Below are 24,903 nucleotides of genomic sequence, written 5' to 3'. Positions count from 1 at the left end.
TATTGATTTTGGTGGTATTTTTGTGGACTAAGACAAATTTAATACAAAACATCGTATGGAGTATAGAATTGAAAAAGATACTATGGGTAAGGTGCAAGTGCCTGCTCACGTTTATTGGGGTGCTCAAACGCAACGTTCGATTGAGAATTTCCCGATTGCTCAGGATATTAATAAAATGCCAAAGGAGATCATTAGAGCCTTTGCTTACCTAAAGAAAGCGGCAGCCATCACGAACTTCGAGGCTGGCGTCTTAGACGAGGCGAAGAAGAACTTAATTGGTCAAGTTTGTGACGAAATCCTAGGTGGACAATGGGCAGACCAGTTCCCTTTAGTGGTTTGGCAAACAGGTTCAGGTACTCAATCCAATATGAATTGCAATGAGGTGATCGCTTACCGCGCTCACGTTTTACAAGGTGGAAATTTGCTTGATGAGCAAAAATTTGTACACCCGAATGACGATGTTAATAAGTCTCAATCGTCGAATGATACGTTCCCTACGGCGATGCACATCGCTGCCTATCAATCTCTAGTGGAGGTAACGATTCCAGGTATTACGAAGTTGAGAGATACCTTGGCTGCCAAAGCAAAGGCCTTTAAAAACGTGGTTAAAATTGGTCGTACGCACTTTATGGATGCGACTCCTTTAACTTTAGGTCAAGAGTTTTCTGGTTATGTATCCCAGTTAGATCACGGTTTACGTGCCATCAACAATAGCCTTGCACACCTTTCTGAGCTTGCCTTGGGGGGTACAGCGGTAGGAACGGGTATTAATACGCCTAAAGGCTATTCAGAAAACGTAGCGAAGCACATTGCTACATTTACAGGATTGCCTTTTGTCACAGCGGAGAACAAGTTTGAGGCCTTAGCCGCACACGATGCAATTGTAGAGGCTCACGGAGCTTTAAAGACGGTTGCAGTGAGTTTAATGAAGATTGGTAACGATGTTCGTATGCTTTCATCTGGTCCTCGTTCGGGTATTGGTGAGATTTATATTCCTGATAACGAGCCTGGTTCTTCTATTATGCCTGGTAAGGTGAATCCAACGCAATGCGAGGCGATGACGATGGTTGCGGCGCAGGTGATGGGGAATGACGTTGCCATCGGAATTGGTGGTTCAAATGGCCATTTCGAGCTGAACGTTTTCAAACCAGTGATGATTTATAACTTCTTACATTCAGCTCGTTTAATTGGCGATGTGTGTGTCGCATTTAATGATAAATGTGCGGTAGGTATCGAACCGCTACACGATAACATTAAGAAGCACGTGAATAACTCTTTGATGTTAGTAACTGCCCTAAATACGAAGATCGGATACTATAAAGCAGCGGAGATTGCGCAAACTGCTCATAAAAATGGCTCTACACTTAAGGAAACAGCGATTTCATTAGGTTATTTAACTGCCGAAGAGTTTGATGCTTGGGTAAAGCCTGAGAATATGGTAGGCGAGATCAATCTATAAGGAGAGAAAAAATACGCGATTCTCGTCGCCAATGCATAAAAAAGGTCTATACATTACGTATAGGCCTTTTTTGTTGAATAAGATAGGGGTTTAAGCCATTTTTCTCAATTCTAGACTATAAAACTCGTTAGGGAAGGGGAAACTCGCTGCGATTTCTTCGGCCACTTCTAAGCCTGGCAAAATCAGCGTGACGATCTGAGAAATTTCTCCTCCATCAATTTGTTGGATCAGTCGGCTGTCTAATTTTCCGCTCTGATTTAGCGCCTGTAATTCACCTGAAAATTTTTGGAAAAGCATGTCCGAATAAGTCGATTTTAAGCCCTTTAACCAGGTGCGAATTTGGTCTAATTCTGCCTCCGATGCTAAGCTAGATTCGCTGGAAATTCCGGCTACTGGACCTCGAATGATGAACACAAATCGCTTCATTATAAATTGTATTATTTTTATATTTTAGAATTCAGATTGAAATTTATCGAAAGGGTTTTCTTTCGGAATTTTAGGTACTGGATTCGATTTTTCTTTCGGTGCGGCCTTTGCTTTCGGTAGGAAAGGGGAGAGCCATTCGTCTAATTGACGCAGCGCATCCTTCTCTAAAGAGTAGTAAATAAAGACTCCGTTTCTGCGAGTACTCACTAATCCAGCATCCTTTAAAACAGATAAATGCCTGGAGATAGTAGGGGCGGCGTACTCAAATTGATCAAATATAGCGGTAGCAGGAAGTTCTCCTTCCTTTAATAGTTCGATGATTTTCCTTCTGGACTCATCCCCTAAAGCTTTTGCTATGTTCTCTACAGCCATGCTATTATTTGATATTTAGCTAAGTTAATATATAGAATGGATTTCTCCAAATCAGGTTATTGATAAGCTATTTAGCGGTCGCACTAATTAATTAGCAGAATAAACAATTAATAATTAGCGATATTGTAAAGTAAAAATAATGAAAATAGCAATATGGCTAATTAATAAGATTAGAGATTATAGAGTATAGATAAGAGATGGTTAATGGAGGATGGTAGATGGTGGATGGTGAATGGGCGCACTCCTTCGGACTCTTTCCCTCCGGACTGTCTACTGGATACTGATTACTGTCTACTGCCTACTGCGTCACATAAACCCTCTTCACGCGTTCACTGATATTTGTCATCAGTTCGTAAGGGATAGTTTCTGCTTGTTTCGCTAATTCGTATAATTGTATTTTTCCACCAAAGGCTATGGCGGTATCTTCGACTGAAATGTCGGGGAATTGGCTAATATCTACCATGCACATATCCATGCAAATGGAGCCAACGGTAGGGCATAAATGACCCTTTATTTCGAAGCTTCCTTTACCCATTCCCAGGGCTCTAGAATAGCCGTCAGCATAGCCAATTGCGAGGGTAGCAATGCGTCCGGAGCCGTCTAGTTTTCCACGTCTTCCGTAGCCAATTGTCTCTTCTGGGGCGATGTTTTTGATCTGAGAGATAGATGTTTTTAATGTTAATACGTTCTCAATCTTGTTTTTTACGCTCGGATTACCCGTAATTCCATACAAACTGATGCCCAAACGGACCATATCTAGTCGGGCTGAAGGGTAATTTTGGATGGCAGCGGAGTTTGCGATGTGCTTGATTGTTTGATAACCGAGACTTGATTCGATTTCGGAGGCTGCTGAATTGAATCTTTTTATCTGTTCTTCTGTAAAATCTGCGTGTTGTGGGCTATCTGCTGCCGCTAAATGGCTTAATATGCTGGCTACCCATAAATGGGGCATTTGAGCTAAATTTTCGCTTAATTCAGCGATTTCAGATGCTTCAAAGCCAAGGCGTTTCATCCCTGTATCTAATTTGATATGGATTTTGATGTTTTTGCCTTGTTGCATTCCATATTCGTCGATGGCTTTGAGTAGGTCTAAGCTATAGATTTCGGGTTCTAATCCATTATCGGTTAGCTTATCGAATTCTTCTATTTGCGGATTCATCACCATAATAGGTACGAAAATGCCGTGTTTACGTAAGTAAACGCCTTCGTCTGTGTAAGCTACGGTGAGGTAATCTACGCCGCTGTTTTGGAGTAAGGTGGCAATTTCGATGGCGCCGGTGCCGTAGGCAAAGGCTTTGACCATCACCATTAATTTAGTTTTTGGTCCGATGTCCTTTTTAAAATAAGCTAGATTATGCTGTAAGGCATCCAGGTTCACCTCTAATTGCGTTCGATGGGTCTTATTTTCTAAGTTATGAACGAGTTTTTCGAAGTTGTATTTACGCGCGCCTTTTAGTAAAATTTGGCTCGTGTTGATGGTATTAAGTAGTCCAGAAGCAATAAGGTCTTCTGTACTGTGAAATACATCTATTTGATCAAAATTGGTTTTATTGCGGATTATTTGGTCACCTATTCCGATCATTCGATCAATTTTTTGGTGACGAACTAAGGCCGCAATGGTGGTATATAATTCCTTTTCAGGGATGCCTGTTTCGAGGAAATCACTGAGGATTAAGACACTTTTCTTGTGTTTGTTTTTCTTTAAGAGAGGTAAAGCGAGGCGAAGTCCATCCAGGTCATTGTTATAGGAATCATCAATTAAGGTATTTCCACGCAAGCCTTCTTTCATTTCTAAGCGCATTGATACGGGTTTTAATACCCGTGCTTTTAGGCTTAATGTATCGCGATTGAGGCCTAAAATAGAGGCCATAATGAGGCAATGGGTGCTGTTTTCGAGTGATGCTTCATCGTTAAAGTCGATGGAACTATCGATGAAGGTTTCGCTTTGAGCGGCTTTGATCACTTTGATTTGGGCTGTTTTACCTTTTGTTTGCCAAAAAGTGAACAAACCTTTATCTGGGCTAATCGTATTCCATCCAATCAATTCACACGAAGGATTAATTTCCTGCATTATTTGCTTGATGGGATCATCTTGCAGATTGGTGACACGATAGACGAGTTTTTTCGCTCTTTTAAAGAGTTGCAGTTTTTCTCTTAGCTTCTCTTCATCTGAGCTGAAATTAGAGCCGTGTGCCTCACCAAAATGCGTAAAAATACCATAGTCCGGCTTCAGCATCGCTTCGATTTTGTCCATTTCCCCTTTTTGAGAAATACCCGCTTCGAAAATGCCCAAGTTGTGCTTCTCCTGCATCGCCCAGAGGGAGAGGGGAACACCAATTTGGGAATTAAAACTCTTAGGACTTTTAACTACAGTAAACGCATGATTGCAAAGTGTCGCCAGCCATTCTTTGCAAATGGTTTTACCATTTGAACCCGTTATGCCGATGACAGGATATTGAAATTGGGCCCGGTGTTGCTGGGCTATTTCTTGCAAGGTAGCGATGCTGTTTTCAACGACATAAATGTTCGTTTGCTCCCAGTTAGCAGCCTTTTCTGCGATTGGGCCGTGCCATGCAGATTCTTCGACAATAAATTCCCGAACGCCTTTAGCATACAGCGATTCTACATATTGATGCCCATCGTGGTGTAGCCCGTTTACTGCAAAAAAGGCAGTTTTAGAAGGCTCATAAATCTGGCGACTATCTAAACTCAAGAAGCTGGCACGCAGATGGGCAGGGTTTTTATGCTGAATCATGAAAAGGCAAGGGTCAAAGTACTAAAATACAAAAAGGCGAGGAATGTTTCCTCGCCTTCTGCAATTTTATCTGAAATTCCGGTGTTTTCTAAGCTTCTAAAGCAGCCACACCTGGTAAAGTTTTACCTTCCATGTATTCTAATAAAGCGCCACCACCCGTAGAAACGTAGCTAACGCGATCTCCATAACCTGCGTTATTAACTGCAGAAGCTGAATCGCCACCTCCGATAAGAGAGAATGCTCCATTTTCTTCCGTTGCTTTCACGACAGCATCCGCAATTGCGTTAGTTCCGATAGCGAAGTTTGAGAACTCAAATACGCCCATTGGACCGTTCCAAAGAATTGTTTTTGATTTCGCGATCGTTTCTTGGAATAAAGCGATCGACTTAGGGCCGATATCTAAACCTTCCCAACCATCAGGAATCTCACCGCGTTCTACTGTTTGACGATTTGCGTTGTTATTGAAATCATCTGCACAAACGTTGTCTAAAGGCATGATTAAATTCACACCTTTAGCCTTCGCTTTTTCGATTAATTGTTTCGCCAATTCCACTTTATCAGGCTCACAGATCGATTTACCAATCTTTCCGCCTTCTGCTAAAGAGAAAGTGTAAGTCATACCACCGCCGATAATCAAGTTGTCTACTTTGTCCAACAGACGTTCGATAATCAAGATTTTATCAGAGATTTTCGATCCACCCATAATCGCCGTAAACGGACGCTCAGAGTATTCAAGGATCTTTTGTGCGTTATCTAATTCCGCTTGCATCACGTATCCACTCACTTTATCTGAGAAGAATTGACCAATTACCGCAGTAGAAGCGTGCGCACGGTGAGCCGTTCCAAATGCGTCATTAACCCAAACGTTGCCCAAACGAGCTAGTTTTTGCGCAAAATCAACATCTCCTTTTTCTTCTTCTTTGTAGAAACGAAGGTTTTCTAGAAGCAAGATTTCGCCTGCTTGTAAACCGTTCGCTAATTCAACAGCCTCATCTGAGATGCAATCAGTGGCAAATTTTACTTTCACGCCAAAAACCAATGACAAAGGTGTCACCAAGTGTTTCAACGAATATTTTTCAGTAGGACCATCTTTCGGACGACCTAGATGAGACATTAACACAACCGATCCGCCGTCTTTCAAAATCTTTTGGATCGTAGGAATCGTCGCCTTGATTCGGGTATCATCTGTAATTTCGAAACGCTCATTCAATGGAACGTTGAAATCAACACGTACTAGCGCTTTTTTACCAGCAAAATTGAAATTAGCAACAGTTTGCATATTTTTGTTTTGATTTATGAATAAAAGGATAATCCCCTAAAAAGGTAGACAAAGATAAACAATAATGACGAATGATCGAAAAAATGAGGTAGAATTGTCTGCAACCTATTATTGGGATCATTTTAGCTACATTCTGCGTTATATCGATCGGCATTATCTGCCCCTTTTACAGGAAAAGGAAATAGCATTTTTAAAAGATTTTTCTGAACTGACTTTCGCCGCGCAGTGCCTGTATTTGCGTTTAGCGTCGCGTCGGTCGGCCTGTTTTCGGATAGAGAAATTGAAATATCCAGAAATAGGAGATTTAGCGACTCCGCTGCGTGTTTTGCGCAGGTCCGGTTTGCTAACCGATGTTTCCGAAGGAATAGAATCGATTTTTACGAAGCAGGAATGTGTTACTTTGGCCAAAAAACAAGACATCAAAATTCCTAGTTCTGCCTCTAAAGAAGAGGCTGCGGCACTCGTTTCATCCTCTGACTTAATCACTGCATTTTCTTCTGGTGTGGTTGCACCCGCGAGAGTGGAGGTGTTTGCGTTCATTCAGTTCTTGTTTTTTGGGACGCGATCTCGGGATTTAACAGACTTCGTGGTGCGTGATTTAGGGCACCGTGCCTTTGTGGAAGTACAGGAAGAAGACTTAAAACCCTATTTTCAAACCAGAGAAGAAGCGGAACAAAAATGGGCCATTTCGATGTGGAGGGAATGGTTTTATACGACCATCGTAAGTGCAGATGAGGTGCTGGCTTCCTGGCGAGTGCATATGTTGCCCTTAGCTTCTTCCTTGTTAGAGCCATCGGTTCGTGCATTTGAAAAGACCTGTTACGCTTTAGGTCGTTTGTTAGAGCGCGAAAAGGCTTATGTAGAGGCTTTGGAAGTATATGAGGTTTCCTTAACGGGTGCTTCTTTAGAGCGGCGTGTGCGTGTTTTGCAGAAAATGGGGGAGTTAGAGGAAGCCATTGCTTGGGCTCGTGTGGGATTAGAGCTGTGCGTGTCGCCCACGGAGATTCATTTTTTCGAAGATTTTTTGGCCAAACAAGCCTCTAAAAAATCCATCAAACAGGTAACTGCCTCGCTCAAGCAGGCTGAATTGATTGAAATATCGCCGGAATACATTGGTCAAGTGGAAGCAGGAGTGGTTGCCCATTTTCAGGCAGAGGGCTATTATGCGGCTTTTACAGAGAATCAGATTTGGCGTAATTTCCTCGGTCTTTTCGCTTGGGATTTGATTTTTGCCGACCGAAAAGAGGGCTTTCACCACCCTTTTCAATGGGCTCCGAGTCATTATGGAAAAGAAAGTTTTGCGGGTGAATTGCCGTTGCATTTATTAGGGGATCGGGTCAGTTTATTAGCTCTTTTACGCTCCCGTGCTGAGGCAAATCATGGGGCTATGAATCCCTTAGTAGATTGGTATTCCCTCGATTTCGATCTGATGGAGCGGTTTTTGCAAGTGATGCCTCCGGATGGGTTGGCCGCAATAGCTCAATACTTATGGGAACATTTAGGCACACACGTCAAGGGCTTCCCTGATTTATTTATCCAAAAAGGAGAGGAATTTGCCTTCGTCGAAGTGAAGTCTCCGAATGACCATTTATCGGCTATTCAGCATTTTTGGCACGATTTTATGAGAAGGAATGGGGTGGGGGTGAGGTTGGTGCGGTTGAAATATCTAGAGTAGAGATGGTGAATGGTAAGTGGTGAATGGTGGATGGTGGAATCGCCTGTGGCGATGAGTATAGTGGTTTAGAGTAGAGATGGTGGATGGTAAGTGGTGAATGGTGGATGGTGGAATCGCCTGCGGCGATGAGTATAGTGGTGCGGCCTCCGGCCTCATTTACTAACTACTGACTAGTGTCTACTGATTACTGTCTACTGATTACTGCCCACTGCCGACTGCCCACTGACTAAGCGACACAGTCGCGACTAGGCCGCAGGCGACTAGGCAGCGAAGCTGCGACTTTTTTAACAGAATTTATTTGAGCGAGGCTCAAATAAATTCTGTTAAAAACTTGACATCACCTGAAAAATACAATACGTTTATAACGAATCTAAAACGTTCTTTTTTCTGTCAGCTTTGCTAAGATTCCCAAAGCGTGTTTCACCATTAAATTTTAAGCTTATGAAAGTGCAAGTTCACGCGATCCACTTTACTGCGGACCGCAAATTGGTAGAAAGCATTCAAGAAAAGTTAAACAAGTTAGATACCTTTTATGACCGAATAACCGGGGGTGAGGTGTTCCTGAAAGTGGCGAAAAGTCTAGGAAAGGTAAAGGAGAAAATGTTAGAAATTAAGATCACAGTCCCCGGGGCGGTGTTATTTGTGAAAGAAACAGCGAAATCATTCGAAGAGGCATTAGACCTGGCGTTGAATGCCATCGCAGAGCAGATTAAGCGATTTAAATCGAAAAACAATTCCGTAAAGGCGCTTCGAGCAGAAGATTTGGAGAGCGAGGAATTTTAAAAAAAATAAAGCTCTAAACTAAAAAAGGCGACCGAAGGTCGCCTTTTTTCATATCAAGGTAATCAAGATTAGATTCCGAATGCAGACTTAACCGCATCTACGTAGTCTAATTTTTCCCAAGTGAATAATTCCACTTCTTTGCTTACTTTTTGACCGTTAGGACCAGTGAATTCTTTCGTAACGATCTCGTTCTTACGTCCCATGTGGCCATAAGCAGCAGTTTCTGAATAGATCGGGTTACGTAATTTCAAGCGTTGCTCGATGAAGTAAGGACGCATATCGAAGATAGCTTCTACTTTACGTGCGATTTCGCCGTCTGTCATTTCAACTTTCGCTGTTCCGTAAGTATCGATGAATAAACCGCAAGGTTTAGCCACACCGATTGCATAAGAAACTTGTACTAATACTTGGTCACATAATCCAGCAGCGACTAAGTTTTTCGCGATATGACGCGTTGCATAGGCAGCTGAACGGTCTACTTTGGACGGATCCTTACCAGAGAAGGCACCACCACCGTGAGCACCTTTTCCACCATAGGTATCTACGATGATCTTACGGCCTGTTAAACCCGTATCTCCGTGTGGACCACCGATCACGAATTTACCTGTTGGGTTAATATGATACGTAATCGCATCGTTGAATAAAGCTTGCAATTCAGGCTTCAATTTAGCCTTCACGCGAGGGATAACGATTTCAACGATGTCCTTGTTGATTTTGGCTAACATCTCTGCTTCAGATGCGAAGTCATCGTGCTGAGTAGAAACAACGATTGTGTCGATGCGTTGAGGTACGTGATTATCGCTGTATTCGATCGTTACCTGAGATTTTGCATCAGGACGAAGGTATCCGATTAACGAAGGCTCGTTATTGCGGATAGCGGAAAGTTCTTGTAAAATTTTGTGAGCTAAGTCTAAGGCCAAAGGCATATAGTTGTCAGTCTCCTTCGTAGCGAAACCGAACATCATTCCTTGGTCACCCGCACCTTGCTCTTCTGGGTTCTTGCGATCAACACCTTGGTTGATATCCGCTGATTGCTCGTGAATCGCAGATAAAATACCGCAAGAGTTTGCCTCAAACATATATTCTGACTTCGTATACCCAATCTTGCGAATGACTTCACGAGTGATGGCTTGCACGTCTAAATACGTTGTTGTGTTCACCTCTCCAGCTAAAACTACTTGACCTGTCGTTACAAGTGTTTCGCAAGCTACTTTAGAAGTGGGGTCAAAGGCCATGAAATGGTCAATTAACGCATCAGAGATTTGATCAGCTACTTTATCTGGGTGTCCTTCAGAAACCGATTCAGAGGTGAATAGATAAGCCATGGGCGAATATTATTTGTTTTGAGATTAAAATCAGGGCAAAAATACGATTATTCCAAGGAACCCGCAAGTTCCATTCATTTAATTTTTGACCGGTAAATAGTTTTCAGTGCGGCTCTTACAAAGGGCAAAGTGGGTACCGACCACATCAAGCGAAGGTCTTCCTTCCAGGAGGTTTCTTCTTGTAAAAACTTCAACAGGAGTCTAGGTTTATTGTTGTAAAAAAGGCTTTCAAAGACTTTAGAGCCGGCTATTTTTTGATCGATCAGGACTTGCAGGAAGACTTCATCTAGCCAAATCTTCCAAGGACTAACAGGAATAACAAGTGTGGCAGATGGGCCTTTTTCAAGCGCTGCTACGAGGTCTTTGCAGAATTTTTGGGTTCTGTAAAAGCTATAGCCTGTTGTGGATTTTACGAAGCCACCGCTTGTGCCAATTTTAAGGTGTTTTTCATATAAATTGGCCGGTTTATTCGGATTATTTCGCATGGGGATCACGCCACTTTCTTCTTCCTTTAACAAATAATCATCGGCTGTCAGTCCGTAATAAGCGAAAAGATAGGATTTGATTTTGTCACGGTAATAATCAGGCTCTCGTAAGGTGCCAGAGAAAAAAGTGTATTCAAATAAGGCTTTGCGAGGGCTGGTAGGAAGTACATACATAAACTCACATTCCTTACCAAAAGCCACACGGAAGTCAAATAAGTGCGCCGCATCCGTTTCGAAGTTATTAAAATTGCATTCGACCACCCAGCCTAAAAAATGTTGCTTGAGGTGTTTGGAATTAGCGTTATCGCAAGGGAATGGGCTAAAACTATCAATGATTTTTTCCGAAGCATAAAAGGTGCCTTCAGAGGTGTTAACACAAGATCCAACTCCTTGGTAGCTGATCGATTTAATTTCAGCCTGCAAGTAGTGGATGTTAGGGTGTTTAGCGAGTTCCGCTTCTATGTACGAAAACCACGCATGACCGTTAATCTTATGATAAGTATACGGCTCGATCGAAATCTTCAATGACGATGGTCTGGCGCTATGGAAATAGAGAGAGTCCCAGGATATTTCGGCTAGAAAATCGAAATCGGTTGAATCCGAATTCCAATAACAAAAGGTTTGTTCGTTTCGAACGCCCCGATCAATGATCAAGATTCGCTTGTTGCTGAGACTACTTTGGCCCAAATAATAAGCAAATGATAAACCGGCCATTCCCCCTCCCGCCAGGATGAAATCGTATTCTCGATAGGCTGGGCCGGGTAATTGCATAAACTAGATGTGCTTTTCCGCGTGGTAACTCGAACGAACTAAGGCTCCAGATTCGACGTAAGCAAGCCCGCGTTTCAATCCTTCCTCCTTGTACATCGCGAAAGTGTCTGGGTGGATCCACTCGATGACCTCATGGTGCATTTTCGTAGGCTGTAAATATTGGCCTAAAGTCAATACATCCAAGCCATTTTCCACTAGATCATCCATTGCTTTTAACACTTCGTCTTGGGTTTCACCTAGACCTAGCATGATGCCGGATTTATTGCGTTTTCCAAACTCTTTCGTCCGCTTGATTTGCTCTAAACTTCGCGCATATTTCGCTTGAGGGCGAACATAGCGATACAAACGTTCCACCGTTTCCATATTATGAGAAACGACTTCTTGTCCGCCTTCGATCATGCGAATCAAGGCATCCCAATTCGCTTTCACGTCTGGAATTAATGTTTCGATGGTCGTGGCAGGCGTGGTTTCTTTAACTGCGCGAACGGTTTGGTACCAAATTTCTGCCCCTTTATCTTTCAATTCGTCGCGGTTCACCGAGGTGATTACGGCGTGCTTTACTTTCATTAATTGAATAGCATCAGCCACGCGGCGCGGTTCGTCTTCATCGTATTCGTTTGGACGGCCGGTTGCTACGGCGCAGAAGGTGCAAGAGCGCGTGCAGACATTGCCTAAAATCATGAAGGTTGCTGTGCCCTCTCCCCAGCATTCGCCCATGTTAGGGCAATTGCCGGATTGGCAAATCGTGTGCAATTTGTATTCGTCTACGATTTTGCGGACGTTCGTATATTTTTCGCCAATAGGCAATTTAACGCGTAACCAATCTGGTTTGCGAGAATTAGCGGCAGGACTTACTTGAGGTAATTCAATCATCTTTTTTCTATTTACTTTTTCCAAAGAAAAAGGTCACATAACCCGTCGTATAAACAGAGCGAGGGGTGGTTTGGTTTAAAATTTCAACCGGTTGACTAAAATAGTCCACTATAAAGCCGGTTTCTAAGGACAGGTAATTTTGTTTTAAGGTTTCAAATTTAAACTCTAAAGCTGTTTTTAGGTGCCAGCCTGGAATAAATTTGGCCTCAGATAAGCCAGAAAAGAAACTGCCTTCGCCACTGATAATGGACTTATTATAGCTGTTATCTAGGGCTTTTGCCATAGGTACAGATGTACTCAAAGTTTTACCTCCTGCGTCCGTGTAAACTATATCAACAAAATAGGGTTTTTGAATGCCAATGGTAGGCCCTGTGGCAATTCGGCCATTTAAGCTCGTTCCTCCATCAGACGATTGTTTTAATAATCCCCATTGGCGGCCGTATTCAGGCCTGAAATTAAGTAGGTAATTTAATTTTCCTTCTACATAGGTCTTGCCATTGTAGGAGAAGGGGGAGTCGAATTCGCGGTAATCCTTCGTATTGGTTAAGTCAAAATTCACGAAAGAGCGATTTTTGAAGGTCTTTAAGAAACTAAATCCACCCAAAATACCGGAATTGGTATTCGTATTAACGCCAAATCCCCAAGACGAAGATTGCGCTTGCGATTCTTTTTTCTGGGGTGTTGCTGATTTTCTTTGGCCCATCATGAATAATGGTACCCCTAAAATCACCCACAAGAAAAAAAATCTACGCATTCAAGTATGGTTTAATTTCGTCCACGGAAATGTCCCAATGCGTAGCAGAATAGGGGCAAGCGCCTTTATCAATCACTAACACTTGAGGAGATTGGTGTTCCACTGCGAATTGTTCCGCAATTTGACCTGAAATAGGTCTGTAAGCGATTAAATCCAAATAATAGGCGGGTGTATTTTCAGAATCCCAGGCTCTTTCAAAGCGATTTAAAGCGGTCGATGAGATCGAGCAACGCGTACTGTGTTTGAAAATAACTACCGGTTTCTCCTGTGATGTTTCCACAATTTCTGCCAGTTGTTTCTCGTCTGTCAAGGGTATCCAATTCATATTCACCTGCCTTTTTCGTAATTTTAACAATTCAACACCAAATTTAGTAAAAAATGAGGGTTTGCCTCTATTCTTTTGTCTTGTTTTTATATCGGGGACTGATTCGATTCGCCGCTTTGTTTCAAACCAAAGCAGCGTTGATGAATGAGGGCCAAAATCAGGTTTGGGCCGGGCTCGAGCCACATTTCAAAACGAATGGAAAGTCAGTGGCTTGGTTTCACACCGCTTCGATGGGTGAATTTGAGCAGGGAAGACCGATTATTGAATCCTACAAAAAGGAAAATCCCACGCATTTTATCTTGGTAACTTTCTTCTCACCCTCCGGTTATGAAGTGAGAAAGAACTATGCTGGAGCGGATTATGTGAGTTATTTGCCTTTGGATGGCTACTTCAATAGTGCGCGTTTCTTGGATTTAGTGAAGCCTTCGTTGGCGGTGTTTGTGAAGTATGAATTTTGGCATTATTACCTGACTGGTTTAAAAAAGAGGGGAGTTCCTACGATTTTAGTTTCTGCAATTTTTCGCCCTAATCAAGTATTTTTTACCTGGTATGGTGGTTTTTACCGTCGCTTATTGGATTGTTTTACCCACCTTTTTTTGCAAGACCAGGCTTCCGCCGATTTATTGCAGCGGTCTAATGTGACGGTGGCGGGTGATACGCGATTTGACAGGGTGCTGGATACGCTCCGTAATCCCGTATCCTGGGATTTATTGACATCTTTTTTAGACAATCAAGAGTTTATGGTGGTGGGTTCTGCGTGGCAGGCCGATATGGAGGTGTTGATTCCCTTGATTAACTCGAAGAAATATCCTTTTAAATGGGTTATTGCGCCGCACGAAATTCATCCAGAGGAATTGAAATCTTGGGAAGAACAGATTGAATTGCCGGTAGCTTATTCCCAAGGTCCTGCGCGCGAAAAGGCCGAAGTGCTCTTTGTGAACGAGGTGGGTCGCTTAGCAAATCTATACCGAGGGGCTTCTTTTGCTTACATTGGAGGTGCTTTTGGGGATGGTTTGCACAATACCTTGGAGGCGGCGGTCTTTGGACCGACGGTCTTCTTTGGCAATAAAAACTACTTAAAATTTCGGGAGGCTCGTGATTTAATCGAATTGGGATTGGCTTTTCCGGTGGCTTCTACAGAAGAATTAGATCAGGCCATGCGCGTGATATACGATGTGGACGATGTTTTTGTCAATAAACAAGTGCAATCTCGAGCTTTCGTTCAATTACAAGCAGGGGCAACGGAAAGAATCAATCAATTTGTGCGTAATTTAGCAATCGATGGAAGGAAGTAAAGGCTTAATTATGCGTTCAACCGGTTCTTGGTACGAAATTCGTTCCGAGTCAGGTAAGGTATTTAAAGGACGTTTGAAAGGTAAATTTAAGCTAAAAGGACCTAAAACCTCGAATCCTGTTACGGTGGGAGATCGCGTCATTTATGCGGTGGAAGATGAAGCGAATGAGACGGTAGTCATCGAAGAAATCATCCCACGCACGAATTATATCATCCGAAAATCCGTCCATAAAACAGGTCAGGGCCAATTAATGGCTGCGAATGTGGATCAAGCCATCTTCGTGATGACCTTGAAATCCCCTAAGACTTCTTTGGGGTTTTTAGATCGTTTTTTAGTCACTGCCGAAGCTTTCAGAATCCCTGTCACCATCGTGTTCAACAAGATGGATTTATTGAATGAACAGGAAGAGGACCAAATCTTTGAATATGCCGCACTCTACCAAGAATTAGGCTATGGCATCTTGTTTACGTCTATTCCGCGCAGCCAAGGCGTCGATGAATTTAAGGCGATGTTTGCCGGAAAGGTGTCGCTTTTAGCAGGCCATTCTGGCGTAGGGAAATCCAGTTTATTGAACTTGGTATCTCCTCATTTGAACATTAAAGTGAAGGAGATTTCTGATTTTGCCCAAAAAGGCGTCCACACCACCACCTATTCCACGATGTGGGAACTGGGGCCAGAGACCTATTTAATCGATAGCCCTGGCATCAATGAATTAGGGGTGATGGAGATCGAGAAAGAAGAATTATCGCATTATTTCCCCGAAATGCGTGCGCTAATAGGCGAATGCAAATTCAACAATTGCCTGCATATTTCGGAACCGTCTTGTGCCGTTTTAAAGGCTTTTGAGGCGGGAGATATTGCGCACAGTCGCTATTTGAGTTATTTGAGTATTTTTGAGAACAACGACAACCGTCGCTAAACCTATGGAAAAATCCTATGTATGGGGCATCGATTTAGGGGGAACCAAAATCGAATGTGCCGTATTGTCTGCCGCTGATTTAACGCAAGTCATTGCCCGCGAACGCATCGATACCGAAGCAGCAAAAGGCTACGAACACATCATTTCCCAAGTAGCCCGTTTAGTTTCCCGCGTCTCCGAACAGCTGGGTGTTTCGCCTACCCGAATCGGTTTTGCCACTCCTGGCGTCTTGAATCCAGCTAGCCAGACGATGAAAAACTGCAATACGACCTCCATGAATGGTCGTCCGATGGCAGCTGATTTAACCAAAGCCTTAGGCGTTGAAGTACGTCTCGCAAATGATGCGAATTGCTTTGCGTTAGCAGAAACCCATTTGGGTGCGGTGCAAGACGTGAATCCTAAAGCGGAAGTCGTTTTTGGGATCATTATGGGAACTGGTGTAGGCGGCGGATTAGTCGTACACGGTCAAGTGATTAATGGCTTACACGGCATTGGTGGCGAATGGGGACACAACATTTTGGAGGAAGGCGGCAAGGCGTGCTATTGCGGTAAGTCGGGTTGCGTGGAACACGTTATCTCTGGACCAGCTTTAGAGGAGTTTTATTTTTCTATTTCAGGCCAAAAACTCCGCATGCCACAAATCCTTCAAGCTCATCTAGCCGGAACAGATATTCATGCCTCTGCTACGATTGAGCGAATGTTAGAGAATTTCGGCCGTGCCGTTTCGACTTTAATTAACGTATTAGATCCCCAAGTCATCGTCATCGGTGGCGGTGTAGGAAATATCGATTTGCTATATACAGAGGGAATCGAACGAATCAAAAAATACATTTTCAATTCAGGAGAGGTCTTGACACCTATTGTGAAGCCTAAGTTGGGTGATTCGGCAGGGGTTTTTGGTGCGGCGTTGTTGTTCCAGTAAGATCTGCTTGGGAAAACAATTTCAAAATTGGGCTGCGCCATAATTTTCGAAATTGTTTTCCCAATTCAGATCTACAGCAATCAAAACTTGCTCTTTGGTTAACTCAAAAGGTATAATTTCTAAAATCCCTCAACTAAACTACCCTCAGCCAAAAATTCGCTTGCGAAAAGGAGTCGTCCTGCGGACTTAGTCATCGCTTCGCGATTTAGTCGTCCTGCGGACTTAGTCATCGCTTCGCGATTTAGTCGTCCTGCGGACTTGGTCATCGCTTCGCGATTTAGTCGTCCTGCGGACTTGGTCATCGCTTCGCGATTTAGTCGTCCGGCGGACTTGGTCATCGCTTCGTGATTTAGTCGTCCTGCGGACTTGGTCATTCTTTTTGACTCTTTGACTAAAACGAAGTTGACCAAGCTGCGAAGCAGCGACTAAGGCGCAAGGCGCCGACTAAAACGAAGTTGACTAAGCTGCGACCCAGCGACTAAGCCACGAAGTGGCGACCCAGCGACTAAGGCGCAAGGCGCCGACTCGAAAAGCTATACTTTCAAGAATATTTTCTTTTTCCAAAACACCCAACAAATACTCCAGCAAACCAGCACAAAAGCAATTGCATAGGCCAGCGACCCATTGTATTTGCCAAAAATAGGTTCAAATAGATGCCAATACAGCCATTCGCTAGCGGACATATCTTGGATCTGGTAGTTGCCTAATTGAATGGCAATGACTTCTGAAATGCCGTACGCGAGGATAGAATTAGTGCCAAAAACGAGGAAGAAGGTGTTGCCGAAGTGACGTTCTTTAGTCTCCATCCACCAATTTAATAATCCAATCAAGATGAAGTCAATGCCAGCACAAAGTAAAACGAAAGAGCTGGTCCATAACTTTTTATTGATGGGAAAAACTTGGTCCCAGATCAACGCTACTACAATTAAAACGGCGCCCCAGCCCAGTAAACTGAGTAAGGCGGACTTATTTTCTTTGGCCTGATTCTCTAAAAATAAACTGACTTGATAGCCGAAAAGACAAGTAGAAATAGCGGGAAGCGTACTCAAAAGTCCCTCTGGGTCGAAGGCAATAGCGATGCCATTGACCACATTTCCATGGTATAAATGGGATTCTCCGAATAAAAATAAGTCTAGTTTTCTCACTGCATTCGAACTGATATCCATCCAAAGTCCAGCATCTCCAAAGAAATATAAAATAGCCCAAAATGAGAGTAAAATACCAGCATTTATCCAGGTTAGCCATTTAGACGGCACTTGTAACGTTAAAAAGGAAACGGCACAAAAAGATAGGGCAATGCGCGGTAATACATTCAAAAAACGCAACGTTTCAAAAGAGAAATGGGTGAATGGAAAATAGAAAATGAAGTAATTGATCAGAAATAAATACAATGTCCGCTTGAAAATCTTGTTGCGAACGGCAGGCGTCAATTGATAATTAAAAGTCTTGAAAGAGAAGCGCATGGCGACGCCCACCATGAATAAAAAACTAGGAAATACAAGGTCAGTGGGTGTAAAGCCATTCCATTCTGCGTGTAAAAGTGGCGAATAGGTGAATTGCCAGTTGCCAGCGTTATTCACTAGAATCATGCCAGCGAGCGTAATTCCTCGGAGAATGTCGAGCGAAAGAAAGCGTGTTTTCATAGTAATTGTACAGGTTTAACAATAGAGGTTGATTCTGTGGTAAATCTAAAATAATATTTGCCAGAAACGAAAGGGCCAAGGTAAATACTTGACTCGGCCTGTGTTAGCTGAAAGGATTGGACAATTATTCCGGCATTATTCAGTATTTCTACTTGAGCAGAAGGGAATGGGATGGAAAGGTGTACCGCTTCGCCTGGGTTTACAGGGTTAGGGTAGATGCGTAAAGTTGGTTCCACGGAATTGCCTAAAATCAGTTCGATGGCTTCGCTTGCTTTGGCAAAATCAGGGATGCCAAATCCAAGCAGCATATCTGTTCTAGTAAACTGTGAGCCTGATTTTAGGATGGCCTTTCTGATTTGTTGAGCCGTGTGGGTAGGGAAAGATTGCATTAATCCTGCGGCAAGTCCCGCGATTAGCGGAGCTGAAAAAGAGGTGCCATTAGAGATTCCAATGGTACCATCGGTATTTCCCACCACCGTGCTTGATCCCATACTAACAACATCAGGCTTAATGCGACCGTCAAAACTAGGTCCTGTAGAGCTAAAAGACGATAAACCGCCCAAAGCATTGACTGATCCCACGGTTAAAATCGAATCGGCATCTGCTGGTGCGGTGATGTATTTCCATTCATTTGCCCCTTCATTTCCTGCGCTAATGGTGCAAAGAATCCCTTTGCTTGCTGCCCAGGCCGCGGCTTTAGAAACGAGTGTCGATTTGCCATTCATATCTGCGTAGGTGTGGTTATGCAGGGGATTGTCAAAAGTCGAGTAACCTAAAGAAGAGGAAAGGATGTCTGTGCCTAAGCTGTCGGCCCATTCTGCGCCTCTTAGCCAATTCGCTTCTTCCACGATTAATTCGTGGCGACTTTCTTCGGTTTGTGCCAAAGCAAAGGAGGCTTTATAAGCCGTTCCAATTAATTTACCGGGTTCATTTCCGGCGATGGTAGAAAGGACGTTTGTGCCGTGACCACCGCCGGCATATACGGAGGTCAAAGATGGATCAGTGGTAAGCGTAGCGAGGATGCGTTTTTCGCTGACTAGATTTTTAAGATAGGGTACGGTATTCGCATTTTTAAATCCGTCATCTAGTAAGGTGATTAAAATCCCATCGCCTAAGATGTTTTTAGCGTGCATTTGATCAACGCCTAATTGCCCATTTTGGGAGAGGGAGTTGCCATAATCTGGGCTAATTGAACTCGATTGCGTTCCGGATTGAATTTGATTAGCTGAGCTGGAGTCCGCTGGAAAATCCCAATAAAGTCCTTTAACGCAGCTTAGAGCAAGTGTTTTCTTTAATTCACTCGGTTTTTGTAGAATCAATGCACCGTTTAGCCATTTTAAGGGAAACAAAATGCGCGCACCTGAAGCTTTTACTTGAGCTAGGTAATCGGGACTTATAGGTAGGTCTTGAAGCGTGATAGCGACGCGGTTTTTGCGACGACGTTCGAGGCTTTTGGAACTTAAAAATGCGCTTGGATTGTTAAAGGAATAGGTATTCGAGCCCTTGTCTTTAAAAAGAATCAGGTAGCGGTAAGTCTGAGCTTGCAAGGGAATGCAGGCGCAGCATAGAATGAAAAAGATAAACCGCTGAAACATATAGCAAATTAGTGAATTGTCCTTAATTTTGTCTAATGAAATTCTTTGCCAAAAGCTTCATGTCCTTCTTTCTCGCTGCCTGGATTCTTTTCGGCAGCTTGGGAATTTCATGGACAGAGGCTACTTGCATCTACACAGGGGCGAAGAAAACAACCATTACAAAAGCAGAATCCTGCTGTAAAAAAACAACAGAAGCTCATATTTCAAGGGCAAAATGCTGTTTGTTAGGGAAATACCAGGTAAAGTTTAATTTTGATTTGACGAAAGGGAATACGGCGATGATTTTTGCCTTTACACCCATTTCTGTCTCTTCATTTTATCAAAATCTTGTTTTAAATCATCAGGATCCTGGTTATGTTTCTTATCATTCTAACGCTCCGCCGCTCGCGCAGCAGATTCGCTTAGCTCAATTGCAAACGTATTTGATTTGATTCAGGTTATAGTTTTTTAACTATTTCATTCATCTAAATCAAAATACCATGTACAAAATACTTATATTTTTGAGTTTTGCGACGCTAGCGCAGGCTCAACAACGGGTCATGCAAAAAGATAGCATTGAACGTGAAACGGAATTGAAGGAATTTCGAGTTGTGGCAAATCCTGGCCAAAAAGACGATAACGCCGTCCTTGCCACCGAAATCATGACGATTAAAACCTTGGGGAAAGCGGCTTGCTGCAATCTTTCCGAAAGTTTTGAAACGAATGCCTCCGTTTCCGTTAATTACTCGGACGCAGTGACGGGGTCTAAACAAATTCAGATGCTGGGTTTAGCCGGAACCTATGTGCAAACGAATGTGGAGAATGTTCCCTCTATCCGTGGACTGAAATCCACTTACGGCTTGAATTATTTGCCAGGAACTTGGATAAGGTCGATTGATTTGGCGAAAGGTACCATCTCCGTTGTGAATGGATATGAATCCATGACGGGAGCCATCAATGTGGAACTCGCAAAGCCTGATACCTCTGAAGTATATTATTTAAATACCTACACGAACTCACAGGGACGATTCGAGATCAATCAACAAGGAGCACATCGCTTCAATTCTCGTTTATCTACGGGCATATTTACACACTATTCTCAGCAGGCGGCTCGCTTGGATGGAAATGGGGATGGCTTTTTGGATTTGCCTTTATTTAATTTGATCAATGTCCTTAATCGCTGGAAATATGCGACGGATCGTTGGATGATTCAGTGGGGAGCAAATTACTTGAATGAGGATCGTTTAGGGGGTCAAAAGTCGTTCACGTCTGAAGCGGATCGTTCCCAAATATATGGTTTTGGAAGTAAGACAGAGCGTTTCGAGACCTTCGCAAAAATAGCTCGATTATTTCCTAACAAGCCTTACCAGGGTTTGGCCCTAATTTTAAGTACAGCTAACCATGCAAATGATTCCTATTTCTCCACGAAGAATTATACAGGACGAGAACAAAGTGTTTATGGCAATTTGATTTTTCAATCCATCATTGGCAACACCAACCATACCTGGAAGACCGGTGCCAGTTTTTTACTAGATTCCTATCAGGAGTCCTATATAGACTCTGCTTATGCTAGAACCGAAATAGTACCAGGAATTTATGGGGAATATACTTGGACGATTCCTACTAAATTAACAGTGGTTTTAGGCCAAAGAGTCGACTTCCATAACCAGTTAGGTACACAATGGGTGCCTCGTTTGCATGTAAAATGGGATGTAGCCCCGGATTGGATCCTTCGTTTATCTGCCGGAAAGGGGTGGAGACGGGTGAATCCTTTGGCAGAAAACACGGGATTCCTCATCAATAACCGCGCCTTGAAATTAGTCGGGAATCTAAATCCACTGGAGGCTTCATGGAATTATGGGATTACGTTGACTAAGAACATGAACATTGGTTCTCGGAAGGCGAATCTAGTTTTGGATGCATTTAGGACTGATTTCACCCACCAATGGATGGTCGATATGGAGGCGGGCTCGACTTTGCGCATGTATGCGATGCCCGGGGAATCATTTGCAACCAGTATTCAGGCCGAATTTAATTATAGTCCATTTAAGCGCTTTGAGATGAAAGTGGCCTACCGTTTCCAGGATGTGCAAGCAGATTATTTGCGAATGGATGGAGGATTAATTCGTTTATCAAAGCCCTATCTTAACAAGGATCGCGTATTAGTGAATCTAGCCTATTCGACGCCGTACGACATTTGGAAATACGATATAACCTGGCAATGGAATGGATCAAGACGGATTCCAGACCATAAATTAGCCCATTTACATACAGGTTCCATTCAAGAAGTGAGCGCACCGCCATTCTCTACCGTTTATGCGCAAGTAACGCGTCAATTTAAAAAGTGGGAATTGTACCTTGGAGTGGAAAATCTTTTTAATTTTACCCAAAAGAATCCCATTTACGTAGCGAAAGATCCATTTGCATTGGGTTTTGATGCTTCGATGGTTTGGGGGCCGATAACCGGCACGATGGTTTATACAGGAATCCGTTTTAAAATCAATTAATATGAAAAAGTACATCTTAGTTTCGACCCTAGTAATGGGTATGTTTGGGGCCTTTGCGTCCACATCTCAAGCCACTCAAAAGGCTACTAAAGAGAGTAAAAAAGAAGAATATGCGTGTCCAATGAAGTGTGAAGGCAAAAAGACCTATTCGAAGAAAGGGAAGTGCCCTGCTTGCACGATGGATTTGAAAGTAGTTAAAAAATAAAACGATGAAAAAGATTCTATTTTTGTTGATTTTGCCGTTTTTGGCAATGGCTGGTCCTAAGGAGACAGTCAAGATTAAAACTTCAGCTATTTGCGAAATGTGCAAAGAGCGTATTGAGAAGAATTTAGCCTTGACGAAAGGCGTGGCTAAGTCTGATTTGAATCTAGACGACAAGGTGATCACCGTGGAATACGATGCGGCGAAAATCGATGCCGCTGGCATTAGAAAAGTGATCTCGGAAACGGGATACGATGCTGATGAGGTAAAGGCGATAGCAAAAGACTATGCTAAGTTGCCGAATTGCTGTAAGAAGAAAGATTAGATTAGAAAGAGGAGAGTATAGAGCATAGATGAACATTTTATCTCTTCTCTATACTCTATACTCTATAATCTCTACTCTATTTTTTCATACTCAGCGCAATCCTCTTCCTTACCTCATCCACCTCCGTCACTCGGACTTGCACTTTTTGGGCCACTTTCACCACTTCATTCGGGTCTTTCACAAACTTGTCAGCAAGTTGGCTAACGTGAACTAATCCGTCTTGGTGAACGCCGATATCGACAAAGGCGCCAAAATTCGTAATATTCGTCACAATTCCCGGAAGCATCATTCCTACCCGAAGATCTTTAATCGAATTTACGCCCTCCGTGAATTCGAAGGCTTCGAATTGCTCGCGAGGATCGCGTCCTGGCTTTGCTAATTCCTCCATGATATCGGTTAATGTAGGCATACCTACTTCCGCATTCACGTATTGACTCAAGCGAATTTGCTTGCGTAAGGATTCGTTCGCCAATAGATCAGAAACCTTGCAGTTCAAATCTTTCGCCATCTTTTCTACGATTTCGTAGCGTTCGGGGTGCACAGCGCTGGCGTCCAACGGGTTTTTCGCGTTGCGAATGCGCAAGAAAGCGGCGGCTTGTTCGAAAGCTTTTTCGCCTAAACGCGTGACCTTTTTCAAGTCAGAGCGTTTTAAGAATGGGCCGTTTTTGGTGCGGTAATCGATGATGTTTTGGGCTAATTGAGGTCCTAGGCCAGAAACGTAGGATAGAATCTGTTTAGAGGCCGTGTTTAATTCCACGCCTACCGAGTTCACGCACGAGATTACGGTATCGTCGAGGGAGGCTTGTAATTTCTTTTGGTCTACATCGTGCTGGTATTGTCCCACACCGATGGATTTAGGATCGATCTTTACCAGTTCTGCCAAAGGATCCATCAAACGTCTACCGATCGAAACGGCTCCGCGAACCGTTACATCCTTGTCTGGGAATTCGTCACGCGCCGCTTCAGATGCAGAATAGATGGACGCTCCACTTTCGTTTACCATGATGATGGTAATCCCTTCAAGCTTAAGTCCACGTACAAAGGATTCGGTCTCACGACCAGCTGTCCCGTTCCCGATGGCAATCGCTTGCACTTTGTATTGTTTGACCCAGGCTTGGATGGTGTGAGCTGCTTCTGCAGCTTGTCCAGGTCCGGTGTGCGGATAAACCGCGGTATTGTCTAAAAGCGTTCCTTGTTCATCCAGGCAAACGACTTTGCAGCCTGTTCTGAAGCCGGGATCGAGGGCTAAGACACGTTTTTGGCCTAATGGTGCCGCTAATAACAGTTGTCTGATATTTTCTGCGAATACGCGAATGGCTTCTTCGTCTGCGCGTTTCTTCGCCTCAGCTCGCATTTCGGTTTCCATCGCTGGCATTAGCAAGCGCTTATAGCCATCTTGGATAGCTAATCCCACTTGTTTCGCGCAGGCATTGTTTCCGGTTAAGAACCGGCGCTCTAATCTATTTAATACGTCCTCGTCTGGACCTGTTAAGTTCAAGTTTAGGATCCCCTCGTTTTCGCCTCTGAATAAGGCCAAAACCCGGTGAGACGGCGCTTGAGTCAAGGATTCAGACCAGTCGAAATAATCTTTGTATTTAATGCCCTCCTCTTTTTTGCCTTTCGCAACCGTGGATTTAACAGTCGTTTTGCGCGTAAACAGATTTCTCGCTTCTTCTCTCGCTTCTGCCGTTTCCATCATCTCTTCCGCTAAAATATCCCGAGCGCCTGCAAGTGCTTCCTCTACGTTGTCTAAGTATTCAGCCGCTAAGACCTCTGGGTCTTTTAGGCCTTGTAAGCGGATTTGGTTTGCGAGCTCTTGTAAGCCTTTTTCTCGGGCCGCCATCGCGCGTGTTTTGCGCTTGGGTTTGTAGGGAAGGTAGATGTCTTCTAATTTGGCCAAAGTCTCAGCCCCTCTAACTGCCTTCTCCAGTTCTGGCGTCAATTTATCTAGTTCCTGTAGCGACTTCAAGATGGCTTCTCGTCGCTTTTCTAATTCTACGTATTGGTCCCGTAAATCACGAATTGCCGCTACCTGTACTTCGTCTAAACTTCCGGTGGCCTCCTTGCGGTAACGGGAAATAAAGGGAATCGTGGCGCCCTCGTCCAATAAGGCGATGGTTTTACGAACTTGGTTTTCGGAAATTTGTAGAGTGGTGGATATTTTGTGGTACATGGTAGTAGAGTAGAGATAGGAGAGTAGAGAGTATAGATAGGAGTTATAGAGTAGAGATGTT

Annotated in this window: 22 protein-coding genes; 10 read left to right on the top strand and 12 right to left on the bottom strand. The window is 43.4% G+C overall.

Features of this window, described 5'->3' with window-relative positions; all coding sequences use genetic code 11:
* Nucleotides 1–55: 55 nt before the first annotated feature.
* On the top strand, nucleotides 56–1,459 hold the full coding sequence (gene fumC, locus G9X63_RS00870; protein WP_252623356.1) for a class II fumarate hydratase: 1,404 nt from the start codon (nucleotides 56–58) through the stop codon (nucleotides 1,457–1,459).
* A gap of 90 nt (nucleotides 1,460–1,549) precedes the next feature.
* Here fumC and G9X63_RS00865 read toward each other — a convergent pair whose 3' ends face one another.
* The 4 genes from G9X63_RS00865 to G9X63_RS00850 form a co-directional block, all read right to left on the bottom strand.
* Nucleotides 1,550–1,885 carry a hypothetical protein gene (locus G9X63_RS00865; RefSeq protein WP_252623354.1) on the bottom strand — a complete coding sequence of 112 codons (336 nt, stop codon included), beginning with the start codon at nucleotides 1,883–1,885 and terminating at the stop codon, nucleotides 1,550–1,552.
* Between the two features lie 24 nt (nucleotides 1,886–1,909).
* Nucleotides 1,910–2,257, bottom strand: a complete 348-nt coding sequence (locus G9X63_RS00860; protein ID WP_130923098.1) for an ArsR/SmtB family transcription factor — start codon at nucleotides 2,255–2,257, stop codon at nucleotides 1,910–1,912.
* 298 nt (nucleotides 2,258–2,555) lie between these two features.
* The gene (locus G9X63_RS00855; protein WP_252623352.1) at nucleotides 2,556–5,012 is read right to left on the bottom strand and encodes a bifunctional UDP-N-acetylmuramoyl-tripeptide:D-alanyl-D-alanine ligase/alanine racemase; all 2,457 of its coding nucleotides are present in this window, start codon (nucleotides 5,010–5,012) and stop codon (nucleotides 2,556–2,558) included.
* 88 nt (nucleotides 5,013–5,100) lie between these two features.
* A complete protein-coding gene (locus tag G9X63_RS00850) occupies nucleotides 5,101–6,291 on the bottom strand; it encodes a phosphoglycerate kinase (protein ID WP_130896980.1) in 1,191 nt (396 codons plus the stop codon).
* Nucleotides 6,292–6,355: 64 nt separating this feature from the next.
* On the opposite strand from G9X63_RS00850, the gene G9X63_RS00845 reads away from it, so the two are divergent.
* Together G9X63_RS00845 and G9X63_RS00840 are read left to right on the top strand one after the other, a co-directional pair.
* Nucleotides 6,356–7,966: a VRR-NUC domain-containing protein gene (locus G9X63_RS00845; protein ID WP_252623350.1), complete on the top strand. Its 1,611-nt coding sequence runs from the start codon at nucleotides 6,356–6,358 to the stop codon at nucleotides 7,964–7,966.
* Nucleotides 7,967–8,407: 441 nt separating this feature from the next.
* Nucleotides 8,408–8,749, top strand: a complete 342-nt coding sequence (locus tag G9X63_RS00840) for an HPF/RaiA family ribosome-associated protein (RefSeq protein WP_130896982.1) — start codon at nucleotides 8,408–8,410, stop codon at nucleotides 8,747–8,749.
* A 68-nt stretch (nucleotides 8,750–8,817) separates the two neighbouring features.
* On the opposite strand, the gene metK is transcribed toward G9X63_RS00840, so the two are convergent.
* From metK to ytxJ, 5 genes are all read right to left on the bottom strand, one after another.
* Nucleotides 8,818–10,074, bottom strand: coding sequence for a methionine adenosyltransferase (gene metK / locus G9X63_RS00835; RefSeq protein WP_130896983.1), 1,257 nt, complete (start codon nucleotides 10,072–10,074; stop codon nucleotides 8,818–8,820).
* Nucleotides 10,075–10,148: 74 nt separating this feature from the next.
* Complete coding sequence (locus G9X63_RS00830; protein ID WP_252623348.1) at nucleotides 10,149–11,330, bottom strand: lycopene cyclase family protein; 1,182 nt, start codon at nucleotides 11,328–11,330, stop codon at nucleotides 10,149–10,151.
* Nucleotides 11,331–11,333: 3 nt separating this feature from the next.
* Nucleotides 11,334–12,203 carry a lipoyl synthase gene (gene lipA / locus G9X63_RS00825; RefSeq protein WP_252623346.1) on the bottom strand — a complete coding sequence of 290 codons (870 nt, stop codon included), beginning with the start codon at nucleotides 12,201–12,203 and terminating at the stop codon, nucleotides 11,334–11,336.
* Nucleotides 12,204–12,210: 7 nt separating this feature from the next.
* A complete protein-coding gene (locus G9X63_RS00820) occupies nucleotides 12,211–12,957 on the bottom strand; it encodes a hypothetical protein (RefSeq protein ID WP_130923103.1) in 747 nt (248 codons plus the stop codon).
* Nucleotides 12,950–13,282, bottom strand: a complete 333-nt coding sequence (ytxJ, locus tag G9X63_RS00815; protein WP_130923104.1) for a bacillithiol system redox-active protein YtxJ — start codon at nucleotides 13,280–13,282, stop codon at nucleotides 12,950–12,952. The genes G9X63_RS00820 and ytxJ overlap by 8 nt, the downstream gene beginning before the upstream one ends.
* 53 nt (nucleotides 13,283–13,335) lie before the next feature.
* Between ytxJ and G9X63_RS00810 the strand changes: the two genes are divergently transcribed.
* From G9X63_RS00810 to G9X63_RS00800, 3 genes are read left to right on the top strand one after another with little or no spacing between them, the layout of a single operon-like run.
* Nucleotides 13,336–14,577, top strand: a complete 1,242-nt coding sequence (locus tag G9X63_RS00810; RefSeq protein WP_252623343.1) for a 3-deoxy-D-manno-octulosonic acid transferase — start codon at nucleotides 13,336–13,338, stop codon at nucleotides 14,575–14,577.
* Nucleotides 14,564–15,496 carry a ribosome small subunit-dependent GTPase A gene (gene rsgA / locus G9X63_RS00805; RefSeq protein WP_130896989.1) on the top strand — a complete coding sequence of 311 codons (933 nt, stop codon included), beginning with the start codon at nucleotides 14,564–14,566 and terminating at the stop codon, nucleotides 15,494–15,496. Before G9X63_RS00810 ends, rsgA begins: the two co-directional genes overlap by 14 nt.
* A 4-nt stretch (nucleotides 15,497–15,500) precedes the next feature.
* Nucleotides 15,501–16,418, top strand: coding sequence for an ROK family protein (locus G9X63_RS00800; RefSeq protein WP_252623339.1), 918 nt, complete (start codon nucleotides 15,501–15,503; stop codon nucleotides 16,416–16,418).
* Nucleotides 16,419–16,951: 533 nt separating this feature from the next.
* On the opposite strand, the gene G9X63_RS00795 is transcribed toward G9X63_RS00800, so the two are convergent.
* Both G9X63_RS00795 and G9X63_RS00790 read right to left on the bottom strand, forming a co-directional pair.
* Complete coding sequence (locus tag G9X63_RS00795; RefSeq protein ID WP_252623337.1) at nucleotides 16,952–18,061, bottom strand: acyltransferase family protein; 1,110 nt, start codon at nucleotides 18,059–18,061, stop codon at nucleotides 16,952–16,954.
* Entirely contained in the window at nucleotides 18,058–19,656 is a 1,599-nt protein-coding gene (locus tag G9X63_RS00790; RefSeq protein WP_252623334.1) for a S8 family serine peptidase, read from the bottom strand. Before G9X63_RS00790 ends, G9X63_RS00795 begins: the two co-directional genes overlap by 4 nt.
* Nucleotides 19,657–19,691: 35 nt before the next feature.
* Here G9X63_RS00790 and G9X63_RS00785 point away from each other — a divergent pair, with 35 nt between their 5' ends.
* Genes G9X63_RS00785 through G9X63_RS00770 form a run of 4 tightly spaced genes read left to right on the top strand, consistent with a single transcriptional unit; the run spans nucleotide 19,692 to nucleotide 22,669 of the window.
* The gene (locus tag G9X63_RS00785) at nucleotides 19,692–20,087 is read left to right on the top strand and encodes an HYC_CC_PP family protein (RefSeq protein WP_252623332.1); all 396 of its coding nucleotides are present in this window, start codon (nucleotides 19,692–19,694) and stop codon (nucleotides 20,085–20,087) included.
* Between the two features lie 48 nt (nucleotides 20,088–20,135).
* Nucleotides 20,136–22,142 (top strand): TonB-dependent receptor plug domain-containing protein, encoded by a 2,007-nt coding sequence (locus G9X63_RS00780; RefSeq protein ID WP_130923110.1) that lies wholly within the window; start codon nucleotides 20,136–20,138, stop codon nucleotides 22,140–22,142.
* A 1-nt stretch (nucleotide 22,143) separates the two neighbouring features.
* Nucleotides 22,144–22,347 carry a heavy metal-binding domain-containing protein gene (locus G9X63_RS00775; RefSeq protein ID WP_130896996.1) on the top strand — a complete coding sequence of 68 codons (204 nt, stop codon included), beginning with the start codon at nucleotides 22,144–22,146 and terminating at the stop codon, nucleotides 22,345–22,347.
* A gap of 4 nt (nucleotides 22,348–22,351) precedes the next feature.
* Entirely contained in the window at nucleotides 22,352–22,669 is a 318-nt protein-coding gene (locus G9X63_RS00770; protein WP_130896997.1) for a heavy-metal-associated domain-containing protein, read from the top strand.
* Nucleotides 22,670–22,745: 76 nt separating this feature from the next.
* Here the strand turns inward: G9X63_RS00770 and G9X63_RS00765 are convergent, their stop codons facing one another.
* Nucleotides 22,746–24,842 (bottom strand): Tex family protein, encoded by a 2,097-nt coding sequence (locus tag G9X63_RS00765; protein WP_252623330.1) that lies wholly within the window; start codon nucleotides 24,840–24,842, stop codon nucleotides 22,746–22,748.
* Nucleotides 24,843–24,903 lie beyond the last annotated feature (61 nt).

The organism is Aquirufa antheringensis (assembly GCF_023921165.1).
GTDB lineage: Bacteria > Bacteroidota > Bacteroidia > Cytophagales > Spirosomataceae > Aquirufa > Aquirufa antheringensis.
The sequence above is the reverse complement of the archived record's forward strand: the minus strand, read 5'-3'. Positions and strand labels throughout refer to the sequence as shown.

Bases quoted from the DNA above. Each gene is read 5' to 3' on its own strand.
- G9X63_RS00765 (WP_252623330.1), bottom strand. From the start codon at position 24,842: ATGTACCACAAAATATCCACCACTCTACAAATTTCCGAAAACCAAGTT.
- G9X63_RS00855 (WP_252623352.1), bottom strand. From the start codon at position 5,012: ATGATTCAGCATAAAAACCCTGCCCATCTGCGTGCCAGCTTCTTGAGT.
- G9X63_RS00810 (WP_252623343.1), top strand. From the start codon at position 13,336: ATGAGGGTTTGCCTCTATTCTTTTGTCTTGTTTTTATATCGGGGACTG.
- G9X63_RS00780 (WP_130923110.1), top strand. From the start codon at position 20,136: ATGTACAAAATACTTATATTTTTGAGTTTTGCGACGCTAGCGCAGGCT.
- G9X63_RS00850 (WP_130896980.1), bottom strand. From the start codon at position 6,291: ATGCAAACTGTTGCTAATTTCAATTTTGCTGGTAAAAAAGCGCTAGTA.
- G9X63_RS00785 (WP_252623332.1), top strand. From the start codon at position 19,692: ATGAAATTCTTTGCCAAAAGCTTCATGTCCTTCTTTCTCGCTGCCTGG.
- G9X63_RS00860 (WP_130923098.1), bottom strand. From the start codon at position 2,257: ATGGCTGTAGAGAACATAGCAAAAGCTTTAGGGGATGAGTCCAGAAGG.
- rsgA (WP_130896989.1), top strand. From the start codon at position 14,564: ATGGAAGGAAGTAAAGGCTTAATTATGCGTTCAACCGGTTCTTGGTAC.
- G9X63_RS00770 (WP_130896997.1), top strand. From the start codon at position 22,352: ATGAAAAAGATTCTATTTTTGTTGATTTTGCCGTTTTTGGCAATGGCT.
- ytxJ (WP_130923104.1), bottom strand. From the start codon at position 13,282: ATGAATTGGATACCCTTGACAGACGAGAAACAACTGGCAGAAATTGTG.
- G9X63_RS00820 (WP_130923103.1), bottom strand. From the start codon at position 12,957: ATGCGTAGATTTTTTTTCTTGTGGGTGATTTTAGGGGTACCATTATTC.
- G9X63_RS00800 (WP_252623339.1), top strand. From the start codon at position 15,501: ATGGAAAAATCCTATGTATGGGGCATCGATTTAGGGGGAACCAAAATC.
- metK (WP_130896983.1), bottom strand. From the start codon at position 10,074: ATGGCTTATCTATTCACCTCTGAATCGGTTTCTGAAGGACACCCAGAT.
- G9X63_RS00845 (WP_252623350.1), top strand. From the start codon at position 6,356: ATGACGAATGATCGAAAAAATGAGGTAGAATTGTCTGCAACCTATTAT.
- G9X63_RS00790 (WP_252623334.1), bottom strand. From the start codon at position 19,656: ATGTTTCAGCGGTTTATCTTTTTCATTCTATGCTGCGCCTGCATTCCC.
- fumC (WP_252623356.1), top strand. From the start codon at position 56: ATGGAGTATAGAATTGAAAAAGATACTATGGGTAAGGTGCAAGTGCCT.
- G9X63_RS00775 (WP_130896996.1), top strand. From the start codon at position 22,144: ATGAAAAAGTACATCTTAGTTTCGACCCTAGTAATGGGTATGTTTGGG.
- G9X63_RS00795 (WP_252623337.1), bottom strand. From the start codon at position 18,061: ATGAAAACACGCTTTCTTTCGCTCGACATTCTCCGAGGAATTACGCTC.
- lipA (WP_252623346.1), bottom strand. From the start codon at position 12,203: ATGATTGAATTACCTCAAGTAAGTCCTGCCGCTAATTCTCGCAAACCA.
- G9X63_RS00840 (WP_130896982.1), top strand. From the start codon at position 8,408: ATGAAAGTGCAAGTTCACGCGATCCACTTTACTGCGGACCGCAAATTG.
- G9X63_RS00830 (WP_252623348.1), bottom strand. From the start codon at position 11,330: ATGCAATTACCCGGCCCAGCCTATCGAGAATACGATTTCATCCTGGCG.
- G9X63_RS00865 (WP_252623354.1), bottom strand. From the start codon at position 1,885: ATGAAGCGATTTGTGTTCATCATTCGAGGTCCAGTAGCCGGAATTTCC.